Origin of the sequence: Paenibacillus sp. FSL P2-0121, assembly GCF_037975345.1 — a bacterium.
Classification (GTDB): Bacteria; Bacillota; Bacilli; order Paenibacillales; family Paenibacillaceae; genus Paenibacillus_AQ; species Paenibacillus_AQ odorifer.
In genome coordinates this window covers 5962523-5978173 of sequence record NZ_CP150245.1, presented here as the reverse complement: position 1 = coordinate 5978173, position 15651 = coordinate 5962523, and the positions used below count along the sequence as shown (strand labels likewise).

General features: G+C 43.2%; 11 protein-coding genes. 7 read left to right on the top strand and 4 right to left on the bottom strand.

The window, feature by feature from the left end; translation table 11 throughout:
- Positions 1 to 72: 72 nt before the first annotated feature.
- Complete coding sequence (locus tag MKY54_RS26320) at positions 73 to 1065, bottom strand: LacI family DNA-binding transcriptional regulator (protein WP_076128039.1); 993 nt, start codon at positions 1063 to 1065, stop codon at positions 73 to 75.
- 372 nt (positions 1066 to 1437) lie between these two features.
- Between MKY54_RS26320 and gtfA the strand changes: the two genes are divergently transcribed.
- Positions 1438 to 2880, top strand: a complete 1443-nt coding sequence (gene gtfA / locus MKY54_RS26315; RefSeq protein ID WP_339188466.1) for a sucrose phosphorylase — start codon at positions 1438 to 1440, stop codon at positions 2878 to 2880.
- Positions 2881 to 2966: 86 nt separating this feature from the next.
- Here the strand turns inward: gtfA and MKY54_RS26310 are convergent, their stop codons facing one another.
- On the bottom strand, positions 2967 to 5201 hold the full coding sequence (locus tag MKY54_RS26310) for an AraC family transcriptional regulator (protein WP_076128035.1): 2235 nt from the start codon (positions 5199 to 5201) through the stop codon (positions 2967 to 2969).
- Positions 5202 to 5704: 503 nt separating this feature from the next.
- On the opposite strand from MKY54_RS26310, the gene MKY54_RS26305 reads away from it, so the two are divergent.
- From MKY54_RS26305 to MKY54_RS26295, 3 genes are all read left to right on the top strand, one after another.
- Positions 5705 to 6580, top strand: a complete 876-nt coding sequence (locus MKY54_RS26305; protein WP_094903677.1) for an ABC transporter permease subunit — start codon at positions 5705 to 5707, stop codon at positions 6578 to 6580.
- A gap of 11 nt (positions 6581 to 6591) precedes the next feature.
- On the top strand, positions 6592 to 7485 hold the full coding sequence (locus MKY54_RS26300) for a carbohydrate ABC transporter permease (RefSeq protein ID WP_339188463.1): 894 nt from the start codon (positions 6592 to 6594) through the stop codon (positions 7483 to 7485).
- A gap of 68 nt (positions 7486 to 7553) precedes the next feature.
- Positions 7554 to 9164 carry an extracellular solute-binding protein gene (locus tag MKY54_RS26295; protein ID WP_339191290.1) on the top strand — a complete coding sequence of 537 codons (1611 nt, stop codon included), beginning with the start codon at positions 7554 to 7556 and terminating at the stop codon, positions 9162 to 9164.
- Positions 9165 to 9241: 77 nt separating this feature from the next.
- Here the strand turns inward: MKY54_RS26295 and MKY54_RS26290 are convergent, their stop codons facing one another.
- Positions 9242 to 10123, bottom strand: coding sequence for an AraC family transcriptional regulator (locus MKY54_RS26290; RefSeq protein ID WP_339169722.1), 882 nt, complete (start codon positions 10121 to 10123; stop codon positions 9242 to 9244).
- Positions 10124 to 10285: 162 nt separating this feature from the next.
- Between MKY54_RS26290 and MKY54_RS26285 the strand changes: the two genes are divergently transcribed.
- The 3 genes from MKY54_RS26285 (at position 10286) to MKY54_RS26275 (ending at position 14270) form a co-directional block, all read left to right on the top strand.
- Positions 10286 to 11683, top strand: coding sequence for an MATE family efflux transporter (locus tag MKY54_RS26285; protein WP_339188461.1), 1398 nt, complete (start codon positions 10286 to 10288; stop codon positions 11681 to 11683).
- Between the two features lie 731 nt (positions 11684 to 12414).
- The gene (locus MKY54_RS26280; protein ID WP_339188459.1) at positions 12415 to 13131 is read left to right on the top strand and encodes a hypothetical protein; all 717 of its coding nucleotides are present in this window, start codon (positions 12415 to 12417) and stop codon (positions 13129 to 13131) included.
- Between the two features lie 128 nt (positions 13132 to 13259).
- Complete coding sequence (locus MKY54_RS26275) at positions 13260 to 14270, top strand: ketoacyl-ACP synthase III (protein WP_076128027.1); 1011 nt, start codon at positions 13260 to 13262, stop codon at positions 14268 to 14270.
- A 122-nt stretch (positions 14271 to 14392) separates the two neighbouring features.
- Here the strand turns inward: MKY54_RS26275 and MKY54_RS26270 are convergent, their stop codons facing one another.
- Complete coding sequence (locus MKY54_RS26270; RefSeq protein ID WP_339188456.1) at positions 14393 to 15412, bottom strand: LacI family DNA-binding transcriptional regulator; 1020 nt, start codon at positions 15410 to 15412, stop codon at positions 14393 to 14395.
- Positions 15413 to 15651: the final 239 nt, after the last annotated feature.

Below are 15651 nucleotides of genomic sequence, written 5' to 3'. Positions count from 1 at the left end.
GTTATTAATGAAGCAATACAAAAAAAGGCAGGCCACCGCTAATTACGGTAGTCTACCTTTTTAATAGATACGTTAAGTAGTCTCTCCTTTAATGAGAGTTACGTCTACAGTAGTGTTGTTGATTAGCTCTCCGTCAGCACTTTCGATCATTTGCAGGAGAGTATTGGTCAGCATGACCCCGATCCGATCACTAGGTTGCATAATGGTAGTCAATTTAGGACTCTGAAGCATGCGGGTAAAGCTGTGGTAATCATAGCCGATGATTTTCAGTTGCTCGGGCACTCGAATGCCTTGCTGTTCAGCATAAATGTATAAAGCATAAGCCACAATATCATTACTGCAAAATACTCCATCATATTCTCGAAGTTGGGCCGGAGAGATATTTTCGGTGACAAAGGACCAAAAATAATCAAAGGTAAGCTTGTTGTGCGCGCCTTCGATAATATCGTAAGTTACACCATGTTTCATACTTGTGATGACAAAAGCATCCCGACGGCGATTCGCTAGAATATCCAGATCTAGCGGGCCGGAGATATGTAGCAGCCGTTTACAGCCTAGCTGTATCAAATGTTCGGTAGCTAGCTCACCACCGCGGTAATTATCCGATCCCACACAAGGGATATTGGAAGAAATAAAACGGTCAAAAGAGACAATAGGGAAAGGGACCTTTTTATAGCTTTCAATATTCATAGTGTGGCTGCACATGATAATGCCATCTACTTGATTCTGGCGAAGCATGCTAATATAGTTGGCTTCCTTCTCAGGATCGTCAAGAGAATTGCATATTAGCAATTTATAGTTTTTTTCATTAGCACTCATTTCAACATACTTGATGAGATCGGAAAAGAAAGGGTGGTTTGAATCTGGAACAATAATCCCAATAAAAAAGGATTGATTCTTCTGTAAGGCTCTGGCGATTTGATTAGGATGATAATCTAAGGCGTCCATCGCTTTTTCAACTTTTTTACGCGTCTCTTTGCTGATATATCCCCGGTTGTTCATTACTCTGGACACGGTAGCTACAGCAACGCCCGCCTCCTTGGCAACATCTTTAATACTTGCCATACCCTCATCCCCGTTTCATAAAATGCTCTAATCTATATTCTACAACTTTCTTGGATTGTTGACACTAATCGAGACTAACAATTGTAAAAGCATAGATAGTTTCTGATAGTTATAATAGGTATGTTATACGTTACCACAAATATTTGGATATAATATTAAACATTAATTATTATACCTATATTTTATTGATTTAATTATATGAAAACGTTTGACATATTATTTTCGCATCTATAAAATTGGTTTTGAATAAACCTTCATCTAGGGAGGAACAAGATTGTTAGGAGAACGCTTTCATAAATTACATTAGTTTGATGATTTCTCAGACCTTATGAAGCAAGAGAGTATAAATTGAAATAGAAGGAGAACTCCAATATGCTGATTAAAAATGAAGTTATGCTTATCACTTATGCAGATAGCATGGGAAATAATTTAAAAGAACTAAACGAAGTACTGCATACACACTTGCAAGGAGTCGTGGGTGGGGTTCATTTATTGCCGTTTTACCCCTCTTCGGGCGACCGGGGATTTGCCCCAATGGATTATACGAAGGTTGACTCGGCTTTTGGCGACTGGGCGGAAATCGAAGAGATGAGCGAGAAGTTCTACATGATGTATGATTTCATGATCAATCACATTTCACAGCAGTCTCCATACTTTCAAGATTTCCTTGAGAAGAAGGATGCATCGCAATACAAGGATTTATTTATTCGTTACAAGGATTTCTGGCCTAACGGTGAACCAACTGAGGTTGATGTGGATTTAATTTATAAACGTAAACCGCGGGCGCCATACGTAGAGGTTACTTTTAAAGATGGGACGAAAGAAAAGGTTTGGTGTACGTTTGATGAGCAGCAGATCGATCTGGACGTGACTACCGAAACCACGAAGAAATTCGTGAAAGACAATCTAACCTTCCTTGCTGATAAAGGAGCATCGATTATCCGGCTGGACGCTTTTGCCTATGCCAACAAAAAGATGGGTACCAACTGTTTTTTCGTAGAACCGGATATTTGGGAAATGTTGAATTTGTCTAAAGAAGTAGTGGAGCCTTATGGCGTAACTGTTCTTCCGGAAATCCATGAGCATTACAGCATTCAATTGAAGATTGCAGACAAGGATTATTATGTCTATGATTTCGCCCTGCCAATGTTGGTATTACATGCTCTATATAGTGGAAAAGTAAATCGGCTTGCGCATTGGCTGGAAATCTGTCCGAGAAAACAATTCACTACCCTGGATACACATGACGGCATTGGCGTAGTGGATGTTAAGGATCTGATGACCGACGAAGAAGCTGAGATGACCAGAGAAAGCCTATATAGTCAAGGAGCAAATGTTAAGAAAAAATATAGCTCCGCCGCTTATAATAATCTGGATATTTATCAAATTAACTGCACTTATTATTCTGCACTTGGCAATGATGATCAGGCGTATCTTTTGGCCAGAGCTATTCAGTGCTTCGCCCCTGGTATTCCACAGATTTATTATGTAGGTCTATTCGCTGGCGAGAATGATATTGAGCTGCTCGAAAGCACAAAAGAAGGACGCAATATTAACCGCCATTATTATTCTAAAGATGAAATTGCTGCTGAGGTACAACGTTCTGTTGTTCAAAAGCTGTTCGCATTGTTGAAATTCAGAAATAGCTGTCCAGCTTTTAATGGTGAGATCAAGATTGAACAAGGTAGTGAGAATGAGCTGAACATCACTTGGAAAAATGAAAACAGTGTGGCGAAGCTTGAAGCTAATTTGTTGACCAAAGAATACACCATTGTTGCAGGTGAGAATGAAGCAAATATTGCGAAGGTATTTTAATATTTCCTTTGATATCGAAAGGTGTTCCAAAGGCCAATGTAATGGCTGCTGGAGCACCCTTCTTTTTGGAGTATAGGTGATTCATGTTATGAACTGTTTTTGGTCCGTCTGAATTCTATTGGTGTAAGGCTGAAGTTGCGTTTGAACATCCGGTGGAGATAAGAACTGCTAGTGAAGCCAGTTACTTCAGCAATATCCGATACCGATAAATCACTCTCTACAAGCAGGCGGCATACTTCCTTCATCCGTACCTCCATGATGACATCCACAATAGTGGTTAGGGTCTGCTGCTTATAAAGTCTGCTGACATAGATTGGAGACATATTAAGTTCATCGGCAATTTGGTTCAGACTCAAGCAAGGGTCCATGTAAGATTGCTGAATGGTTTGGTTGATTTGCCGGATTAGATCGCTTTGCTTGGAGCTGCGCTTATCCGCTTGGAATTCCTGAATATGATCAAAAAGCTGGTAAAAAGCCGCCTCAAATTCTTCTATTGTTTCATAATGTTCAAGCGAAGGCATCACCATCATCCCTTCGGTGGGGGTAGGACTAAGCTTCTTGATGTTATCGACAATTCGTTTAATCGTTAGCGTCACCCTTGAAACAGTAAGTTCCAGCACATGATAGGGATATTGCTCCATTTCACGTACCATTTCGGAGAAGTGACTGCGGGCTTCGTCTGTTCTGCCACTTGTGAGCGCATCGACCAGCTTTTTTTCGCTGTCAGCCGGGTAGGAGTAAAGATTGTTCTGAAGCTCGCTAATGCGCTCAGCATTGATCAGGCTGCCATGACCATAAAACAGTCTATGTTTGGAAGCTTCTCTGGCCTGACTGTACAGCCGGTTTAGTACATCTGGATTATCACTGATAGGGCTGTACACTAACGACAGTCCGATTTTTAAATAATCACAACAGGCCACACGGATCTGCCGCAGCAGCACTTCAATCAGCTCGGTATCCAGATGCTCAGTGGAGGTCATGCTGCTAAGCAACATGACCACACTATCGTCATTCATATCTACAGTTTCCACCTGATAAGTCTGTCCACAGATCTCTGAGGCAATATTCATGATGGCAAACTTGTACGGAAGGAGATAAGAGCCTCGTTCCTTTCGCAGAGCTTCGTACTCATCAATGCGTAGTAATACTAGCCGGTAGCCCTCGTTTAAATTAAAAGAAATACCCAGCTGTTGAACATCATTTTGCCGGCTGTTATGAGGAGATTTAATGCCAAGCACCAGATTGCGTAATGAGTTCTGCCTGATCGTGAACATACTGTTGCGTTTATCTGCCTCAAGGGTGTTCATTCGGCTTACGATCGAATCAATCGGCAGATAAAGCCGTTTGGACAGTACCCTAGAAATAACAAGACCGAACAATAAAATAATTAAAGAAATCAGAAGCGTAGTATTGCGGATATGATTGGTCTGTTCAGTAATTACCTCATAAGGAGTAATGCGCACATATTGCCAGCCAAGCGAATCGGGCGAAGTATAGGACACCAGTGATTTATTCCCTCTAAAAGGGGCAGTAAAATAGCCGGCAGAACGTGCTTTTACTTGATGCTCCAGCCAACTGTTTTCATCCCCGGAGAGCTTCTCCAATGTCAGCTTATTCCCCGACAGAAAACGGCCTTGGTCATCCAAAATGTAGGTACTGCCACTACCGGGTGTATTGCCGTTAGCCAGTTCTTTATTGATCCAAGCCGCGGATATGTTAACAATAACCGCAGAGTTAATGGAGCGGTCCCAATTGATCGCATCATAGCAAAGGTAAGTATAGACTGAGATGGTTTTCTTCTCAGGTTCATCTATGGAATAGGTTCGCGGAATCGGTGTAAATGTTTTGTAATCCTGATAATGATTCAGCATCTGAATAATTTCAGTGTCCACCAGTTCGCGGGTGGTGAATACGCCATTCTGGCCCTGTGCTGCCGAAATATAAACCGTGTCATTATTCGGATTATATACATAGATGGATTCAATATAAGGCATGGAATTTAAGTAGTTTCCGAGATCGGACATCGCCGCGGTTACCTCATAAATAGAGGGCTTGTTGTAGAACAACAGATGAGAAATCGTGCTGGTTCGATACAATTGAAATGAAAGCGTTTGCGCGACTTCAGCCATGTTGACCACTTTTTTGCCAGTCTGGGTCAGATCCCTTAGATCGGAGCGAAAGGTTTGCGTCTTCTCGACGCCGATGTAGTACGTATAGTAAACAAAAGTAGAGATAAGAAGGGTTAACGATATGCACAGGGTTATGGTGGTGAGCAGCTTGCCATACAGTAGTCTTTTTCTCCGTAGATCATTATTCTTCATACCGTCCCCCCTGATCATCATATGACTTACTCGGACAAGACTCTGGATGAATTCATATTATGAAGTTCCTTTATTATAAGTCCCCAAGAGTGAACAGAACAGTGGAGCAACCTTAGAATCCTGCATTTTTCCAATCTGAAGGGAGTGAACAAATTAAATATTCGTGTACAAAACAGTCTTTTCTACAAGGATTATAAGGAGTTAGCGAAGCTTGAGAAGCTCTGGGGGTCTCCGAAGACTTTTACATAAACATCCTGATTGTTCAGTTCCTGTTTCGCCAGTTTGTGCAGTAAGGCTTGTAAGCTTCACTTCTGTGTTCAGAAGAATCCCCCTATAGTGGAATTATGCAGTTTCTATATTAAGGGGAGTGAGAGATCTTGAGCCAAACCTCATCCAAAGGAATTTCAAACGTCGAACTTGGCATCCAGGCTGATGGTAGAGCACGCTTACGAACGACAAGAAAGAAGAAAGGATTGTTGTATGAGCTGGTGCACAATCGGGTAATGTTTCTGATGCTGCTGCCCACCTTGATCTTTTTTCTGGTGAATTCCTATTTTCCAATGGTAGGCATCTATTATGCGTTCACTCAATTCGACTTCAACAGCAGCATGTTCAACTCCAAGTTTGTGGGATTACAGAATTTCGAGTTCCTCTGGAGATCCGGTACGCTGGTGAAGCTCACGATGAACACGATAGGATACAATATTGCTTTTATTGTACTAGGGAATGTGCTGGCAATTGTCTGTGCGATCCTGCTGAGTGAGCTCAATGGAAAATGGTTTAAAAAGATTAGCCAATCGGTAATGTTTCTGCCTTACTTCGTGTCTTTTGTGATTCTCAGCGTAATTGTCTACAACTTGTTTAATTATGACAGCGGTTTCTTAAATACAATGCTTACCCAATTTGGCCTTGATCCGGTCGACGTTTACAGTAAACCTTGGGCATGGATCTTTCTGATCATTATCTTTTATCTATGGAAAAATCTTGGTTACAGCATGGTGATTTATCTGGCGGCGATTACGGGGATTAGTGACGAATATTATGAAGCGGCCAAAATTGATGGCGCTAATATTTTCCAACGGATTTGGTATATAACGGTGCCGATGCTGAAATCAACCTTTGTGGTGCTGCTGCTCTTTGCGCTCGGGAGTATTATGAAGGGCCAATTCGATCTTTTCTATCAATTAATAGGCAATAACGGGCTGCTCTACAATACGACGGATATCCTTGATACCTATGTATACCGTTCGCTTAAAGTAACCTTTGATGTGGGCATGGCAACGGCTGCCGGGGTCTATCAATCCTTGTTCGGCTTCGTCCTCATTATGACGGTCAACTACATTATCCGCAAAATAAACGATGACTACGCCCTGTTCTAGGAGGATAAGAAATGAAAATTCAAAAGGATAAATATACGCGAATGCTTCATTGGATTGCCTATGTGGTCATTATTGGCTTATCGATCGCTTGCCTGCTGCCCTTTTTGCTAATTATCTCTGCATCTTTGACCAGCAATGAGTCCATTATTCGCGATGGCTATCATCTGATTCCGGCACAGTTCTCACTGGAGGGCTACAAGACGGTATTCATCTTCCCGGATGAGGTGCTGCGGGCATATGCGGTCACAGTCAGCACAACTGCGATTGGAACGGTAATGGGACTTTTTTTCATGACTATGGCGGGTTATGTACTGGCGCGTAAAGATTTTAAATATCGAAATAGCTTTTCCTTCTATATATACTTTACGACTTTGTTTGGGGGAGGACTTGTCCCTTGGTACATCATGATTACGAAATACCTCGGTCTGCTGGATTCCTTTGCGGTACTGGTGCTTCCAGGTCTGATGACGCCATTTTTGATCATTTTAATGAAAAACTTCATCAAATCAGCAGTTCCTGAGGAATTGTTCGATTCTGGAAAAATAGACGGGGCTGGTGATTTCCGGATTTACTGGCAGATTGTACTCAAGCTTTCCATGCCGGGCATCGCTACAGTCGGTTTGTTTCTGGCTTTGTATTACTGGAATGACTGGTTCACCTCTTCACTGTTCATCAATGATACGCATAAATATCAGCTGCAGTTCTATCTGTACAATGTTATCAATTCAGCACAGTTTATCGCACAGATGGGGGCGGGAACCGGGGTGTCACTGGCTACGGAGGTCCCTGCTGAGTCTACCAAAATGGCGATGGCAATTGTCGTGACGGGACCTATTCTTTTTCTGTACCCGTTCGTTCAGCGTTATTTTGTCAAAGGCCTAACCATCGGCGCTGTAAAAGGTTAGAACCGCAACCTGCCCACTACCGGGTAAAGGTACAGTCGGCTAACATAGAAGCATAGTGAAAAGGGAGGATTCAGATGAATAAACAACGGGGCAAACGCATGTCTATTCTGCTTACGTCAGTACTGGGCATGACGCTACTGGCAGGCTGCGGGGGGAATTCTAATTCTGCAAACGGAGACAATGCGGCGGTAAAAGAGAGCAATAGCGGAGGAAACACAGCACAAAGTACGAACGCAGGGTCTGAGGAGAAGACCGGACTGGACACTTCCAAAAAGGTCGAGCTGCAATTCTATATGCTAGGCGATGCGCCGAAGGACCTCTCAAGCATTGAAGCGGAAATTAACAAAATGGCTGAAGAGGATCTGAATGCAACCGTTAAATTCAACTATACAACCTGGACAGATTGGGATCAGAAATATAAGCTGCTGCTGTCGTCGGGTCAATCGATCGATCTGATCTTCACTGCGGACTGGACACAATATCAGGCTTATGCGAAAAAGGGAGCTTTTTTGGCTATAGATGATCTGCTGCCCAAAGCTGCCCCGGAACTCCAGCAATTCGTACCACAGGAAATGTGGGATGCTGTGAAGATTGATGGCAAGATTTACACCGTTCCAGCGACTTATAAGGAGTATGTAACGAACGGCTTCGTATGGCGTGAGGATCTGCGCAAGAAATACAATCTGCCTCAGCCGACAGATCTGGCTAGCTATGAAGCATACATGGAAGGAATCAAGAAAAATGAACCTCAGATGTCGCCTGCTTCTTTTAACAGTGATGTAAGAGGTAACATTCATGATGTATATTCAACACTTACCGCACAGGTCGGCAGTCCGCTGCCTTATGGTATTGGTATTAAGTACGATGATCCTTCAAAAGCTTATCTGTATTGGGGTTCGGAGGAACATAAAGAAGAGCTGCTGACGATGAGACGCTGGCAGGAAAACGGATTAATTTCCAAAAACGTCCTGAACTTGAAGGATACCATCCAGGCTCCGATTATCGCGGGCAAGGCAGCAAGCATCTTCGGAGATAATCCGACTCGCTTCAACGATACGTTGATGAAGGTGAAAGCAGCACATCCGGATTGGGATCTAGGTTACTATCCTTATGGCAATACCATTGGTTATGCAACACCAGTTCATCCTATTCATAATGGTTTCGCCATTCCGAAGAGCAGCAAGAACCCTGAACGTGCACTGGCCTTCTATGAAAAAATGGTCATGGATAAACGTTATAATCAGCTGACACAATACGGTGTGGAAGGAAAGAACTATAAAATTGATGCGAACGGCTACTATGAACTTATTGGAGATGCTTCAACGAACGGTTTTACACGCGAGGGAATGAATGGCTGGGCCTGGCGGAATCCGGAGTTCATGCTATTTGATAAATCCTATGATGGCGTGAAGGAAATTTTCGCTGAGCTCGACAAAATTCAGAAGCCGGATATTTTCACCGGTTTTGCTGAGGATTATACCTCTTATCAGGCGGAAAAAGCAGCACTAGAGCAGGTGGAAAAGCAATACCTGTATCCATTGCAAGCTGGATTAGTAGAGGATGTTGATGCGGGTTTAGCCACCTTTATGGAAAAGGCTAAGCAAGCTGGTCTTGAGAAAATCCAGACCGAATATATCAAGCAATGGGATGCTTATGTGCAGGAGAAGGGTTTGAAATAATAAAAGTAGCAAGGGATGTTCCTTAAGCCTAATGGCAGGGAGCATCCCTTTTTTTGTGTTCTTTAACGTACTCAGATTTACGAGAAACGTTGACGGAATTCCCGTGGAGTGGTTCCTTCTATTCGAATAAAGCTGGAGCTGAAGTAAGGCGCCTGATTGAAGCCAACTTCCTCGGCTATACGGGCAATTGTGTAGCTGGTCTGCATCAGCAAAAGTTTACTTTGCTGAATCCGATAATGCAGCAGATATTCCATCGGCGCACAGCCGTATTCCTTCTTCATGCAACGAGCGATATATACAGGGTGAAAGCTTAGACTTTCCCCGAGCTGCTGCGCAGTGATATGCTCACGAAAATGGCTGCGTAAATAGGAGGCCGCTTGCTCTGCACATATTTTGGAGGGCGAGGGGCGCTCATGGCTGAGGGAGGCGGATAACTGCTGAATAACCTCCTGAAACAACAGCTGCTGCTGAAATGGAGTATCGCTTAAATGGGAATTAGGCACAAGCTGATTCAGCTGCGAGAGCAGCTCTTCCATCTTGGACGGCTGTAGCAGAGTTGTATATTGAGGCAAGCGTACGCTAAACGGCCGGATATCAAATTCGTCAGATTGCAGAGAGTTCTCTATTTTGACGTTATCTTTCTCAAGCGCAGCAGCCGTATCCTCGGTCATATTCCAGTCGCCCACCGTTTGAAAATGCAGCCAATAATAAGAGGTGGATTCCTTGCAGCTATCCGTACTGAAATGATGGCTGTCTGGACGAAGCAAGAGCGCCTGACCCGCTTTTACTTGAAAAGGGAGACCGCCTTCACTCATATATAAACAGCCTTGTTTAACTACAAGCATATCGAACACCCGGGTATTATGGCGGCTCATATGATAATGGCCGGGGGAGAAAGTATGGAATCCGCTCACAATGTAGTACAGCAACGGAGGAACGGTGAAGTTCAAGATGTTCATGTCAGCAGCTCCTTTTAGCGAGGTTGGAATAATGTAATAATTGGTTTGAAATCTGTACCATCATCCAAAGTATATCATCTATAATTTAGTCTGACCTAATGAATAAAGATGTTATTTTTTAGGCTAAGTCTATAGGTATGGTTTACGAGGAGGGTTTGTATAGTGAAAAAAGAAAGACAGGGTTTTGGACTCTGGGTATTGGCTTGGCCTATATTTATAGAGGTATTTCTACAGACTCTGCTGGGTACGGTAGATACATTAATGGTCAGCCGTATCTCTGATGATGCAGTCGCCGTAGTCGGCATTTCCAATCAATTGTTCGGTGCATTGACTACACTTTTTACAACATTTGCGGGTGGAGCGGGGATTCTGATCGCACAGAGAATGGGCTCCAAACGTTTTGGTGAAGCGCGCACGATTGCTATTATGGGAGTATCGGTTAGCCTCGTGTTGGGGATTGTCGTAAGTATTGTGTTGTTTTTCTATGCGGGCCCTATTGGTGGGGTTCTAAATATAGCACCTGAGCTATTGTCACTTTCGAATGTCTATATCTCCCATGTCGGCGGTGGACTTTTTATGGTCGGGATGATCGCTTCCCTCGGTACCGCTATCCGGAACACAGGGAATACCAAAGGGCCAATGTACACAGGGATCATCATCAACGTGATTCATATAATTCTGAACTATATTTTTATATTTGGTGTATTCGGTCTGCCTCAGCTAGGTCTTGCGGGCATCGCGATCTCCAGTATTATCAGTAGACTGGTCGGAGTGATTATTCTCTATTCCTTATTCCGGCGTTCTTTCGAAATCAAGGTTAGACTTAGAGATTTCCGTATATTCAATGGGAAGCTGTTCAAGCAAATTCTGAAGATTGCCTGGCCGCTGGGGATCAATTCTTCCTGTTGGGTATTCTCCCAGCTTATTGTGTATTCCTTTCTGGCTGCACTTGGAGCCGAAGCGTTAGCAGCACGCACGTATCTTAACACCTTGGAGTCCTTTTGCTTCACGCTTGGTTATGCTTTTGCGCTGGCGGGGCAGATACAGATTGCTCATTTATTCGGAGCAGGCAAACTGAAAGAAGCTTACCGCAGTGCATATCGTACACTCTTTATTGGTTTGAGTATTGTGTCAGCTAACATGTTGTTATTATTCTTGTTCGGAAAACAGCTGCTCGGTTATTTCACATCTGATTCGAAAATTATTGCGATCGGGGTTTCTTTGTTAGCTCTAAATCTATTGCTCCAGCCCTCCAAAATGCTGAATATGGCCCTCGGCAACGCGCTGAATGCCATCGGGGATACGCGTTATACGATGTATACTTCCATCGTGTCTATGTCCCTCATTGGCGTGGGCTGCTCCTATTGGTTAGGAATCAGCGTCGGCTGGGGACTCATAGGTATCTATTGTTGTATGATAGCCGACGAATTGGTGAGAGGTTTGCTTGTTTTGGCGCGCTGGAGGGGGCGAAAGGTTCTCCGCCAAGCGGACACCGGCTTGAGTGAAGAGAATGCTTCACTACATGGAGCGGGGAAAAGAAGCGCCTCTTTAACCACATAAGCGGGACTCTATAAGCCCAGCTTGATGGGCAATGGAGTGGTTTTAGAGTAGGACGTTGTTTGTGGAGTAGTGTTTTTGTTTCGGCAGTAGGGTGGTAGTAGTGCTGCAGTAGTGCGATAGTAGGGCCATTGCGGGAGGCGGTAGTAAGGCGGTTGCGGGCTGGCTGGCGTTGAGTTTCGGACTCAGATGCCGCTATTTGCTAATTTAGAGCCTTTTACGGATAGTTTCGGACTGGAGAGGCGCTATTCCTCGTAAAATGGCTCCTAATGGGGTCGTTTTGCACCAATAGTGACTCTAGAGTCCGATAGCCCATGAAAAGAGGCGTTTGTGCGGAAATAACGGCTCTGAGGTCCGAAAACAACTTTGAAAGTCCAAGTAACACCGTGCACCCAAGTGACAACGATCACTCTAAGTAACATTGAGCATCCTGAGTAACGTCGATCACTTCAAGTAACATTAAGCATCCCGAGTAACGTCGAGCACCCAAGTGACAACGAGCACTCCAAGTAACATCAAATTTGCTGATGCTTTTTTGAAAGAGGTTACCTCATGAGTAGAAATAGTTACTTCTGTGAGGGCCTCTTTTTTATGCGCGTATAAAGTTTAAATTTGACGGTCCTCAAATTTGATTATTCATTCATATAGAGTTTGATTCTATGATATAAATGAGGTAGCCTTTATAGAATGGGTAGCCGTTATATAAATACATGTTAGTGAAGGGTTTGAGGGAAATGTTGTTGTCAAAATGGAGAGGGTTTTCGTTACTAGGGCTGCTCTTAATGCTTGTACTATTATCAGGCTGTTCTAAAGGAACAGCGCATGTCACAGTGAATAAGAATGGAAGCGTAGATTTTGCAGTGAATATGAAAGTGAATTCGCGGGCAGAAGCGTTGATTAGCGGAAAAATGGAAGATGCTCTGGTAAACAAACTTAAAGATCAGGGGATTGAGCTAGAGAAAAGCCAAGATGGAAAATCTACAGTCTATGAATTCATGAAATCTTATGCCTCTTTTGAGGAAATGAAAGCACTCTCTGGTGACTTAGATATTGTGGACCTGAAATTAGATACCAAAGATTATTGGTTTTATACCAAATATGATGTTGAGGCGAAGCCTAAATTAAATAGTTACATAGACACCATAATGGATAATATGGGATCGCTCAGCTTATCGAAGCCGATTATTCGGGCGTTTTTGCAAAACATGGCTTTTGACTTTAAATTAACGTTACCTGTGGATTTATATGGAGACAATAATGCAAATGTGGAGGACGGCAGAACCCTTACTTGGAATGTTACACTAGCGGATACAGAGCCAATTCAAATGCAGGTTTATGTGCCTAATGTATGGAATATCGTGATTGTGCTTATCATTTTAGTGGTGGTTATTGTAACTGCGATTATATTGTTTATCAGAAAAAGAAAGCAGCGTAATAGAAAACGGTTCTAAGTGGGTTCGTAAGGTTTCGGAAGTGCCGGGAAGCTAGGATGCTTTACCGGCCTTCTTTACTTTTTAGCAGGCACAGAGTTATAATTAGTACCAAGTACTAATATCAGATAATTGAAGAGGTGATTGGAATGACAGGTGCAAAAATTACCGCTATCGGAACCTATGTCCCAGCTAAAAGACTGACTAATGCCGATCTGGAACAGATCGTAGATACAAATAATGAATGGATTGTGCAACGGACCGGAATCCGTGAGCGTCGAATTAGTCGGCAGGATGAGTATACAAGTGATTTATGTGCAGCAGCTGTGCAGGATCTTATGACTCGTTATGGAAAAAGCGTTCAGGATGTCGATATGGTCCTGGTAGCTACGAGCACACCTGACTTTTCCTTTCCCTCAGTAGCTTCTTTGATTCAAAATCGTTTTAACATTCCACAGACTGCGGGTGCTATGGATTTGAGTGCAGCATGCGCGGGTTTTGTCTATGCACTGCATACTGCTCACAGTTATGTGGCTTCAGGAATGCATCGCAAGGTACTGGTTATTGGTGCGGATACGATCTCCAAGATTACGGATTATACTGACCGCAGTACATGTATTCTTTTTGGGGATGGAGCGGGAGCTGTGCTTGTGGAAAGTGATGAGCAGTCGACGGGATTTTTGGGCTTCCAGCTGGCAAGTGATGGCGGTGGGGCACATCATGTGTACCGTACGGGGCTTGCCCATACTGTAAACAATATTGAGCTGGTAGATACACAAATGCTGGTACAGAACGGACGTGAAGTGTTTCGCTGGGCGGTCAGAACGGTTCCTTTAGGTGTGCAACAGCTGCTTGAAAAAGCGGAGGTAACTCTGGAGGAAGTAGACTGGTTTATTCCACACAGCGCTAATATGCGCATGATTGAGCCAATATGCGAGCGATTAAATTATCCGCTGGAGCAGGTGCTGCACAGTCTTGTGAATTTCGGCAATACTTCTGCTGCCACGATTCCTTTAGCACTCGATTTGGGCATCCGCGAGGGTAAAGTACAAAATGGACAAAAGATCCTGATGTATGGTTTTGGTGCCGGATTGACCCAGGCTGGACAATTGATTGAGTTGAATTTGGATCATCAGGTAGGGATACCTACTCCATATTAAGAGGTGGAATTTGGCGAGTTGATGTCCAATGAATGTTTATAACGAAACGTTTCGGTTAATCAAAAAAAGACAACGCCGTTTGCGGAAACCCGCTTACCTTGGCTGTTGTCTTTTTTTTTTGATTACTGAGTATTTAATTGACTGCCACAGGATTCACGTACAATAAGCACAGGCTCCACTACAAACGATCCACCGCCAGACTGATTGTTAATCAAGTCATAGAGCATATGAGCAGCGAGGATGCCAAGCCGTTCTTTGTTCTGGCGGATGGTCGACAGTTTTGGACTGGTATATTTACAGGCTTCAATGTCGTCACAACCGATAATTGCAATATCTTCAGGAACGCTGAGGCCGTGTTCTTTCAAAGCCCGGATGGCTCCCAGAGCCAGCAAGTCAGAAGCCGCAAAAATGGCTTTTGGTAAATTTCCGGCTTGAATTAATTGCTGCATAGCCGTATAACCGCTGGGCTCAAAGAAATCGTCGCCATGAACAAACCATTGACGGTTCAAAGTGAGGCCGAAGCTTTCAATAGCTTTGACATATCCAGATTCCCGCAAGTTAGAAATATCTGAATCCGCTGCACTTCCGATAAATCCAAGCTCTCTATAGCCAAGTAGATAAAAATGCTCCACGACCTTGGAAGAAACCTGAAAGTTATCTGACATCACAAAGCCAGATTTTTTGCCCTTTAGCTCAAGGTCGACCCCGATACAAGGAATACTGCTCATATCCAGATCGCGGATGGTAGGCTCCATCTTTTGCCCGGAAATAATGACACATCCATCCACATTAAAATGAACAGATCGAGCGAAATAATCGCCGCTGCTGATGAATTTCTCGTTGGAAAAGAAAATGAGATCGTAGCCCAGAACGCCCATCTGCTTTTTAAAGGAATTTAGCACTTCTACGAAAAAGGGATGGGTAAATTCGACATTAAGCTCGCCAGCAAAAATAACCCCGATCAGATTCGACTTCTTAGTTGCGAGTGTCTTGGCGGAGTTGGAAGGTGAATATCCGGTTTGTTCGATGATCTCCAAAACTCTTTGCTTGGTTTTTTCGGAAACATCGTTGTAATTGTTCATAATTTTCGAAACAGTCGAGACAGACACGCCGGCCATTTCGGCAATCATTTTGATATTCATAGTTAATAAAGCCACCCTCCGCTAAATAGTTGAAATTTGAGAAAAAGACTGTTCTAGAGCGGTTATTTGCGAGTTATTATGAATAGGGTGAATGAAAATTCAATTATTTTCAGTCTATTATTATTGCCGAAACAAGTCAAATATATATTTCACTATGCAGATTTATTCCAAAATAATCTATGTAAAAAAATTCAAAATTACATCTTTACAAAAATAGAAAACTAAGCAACAATAGCATT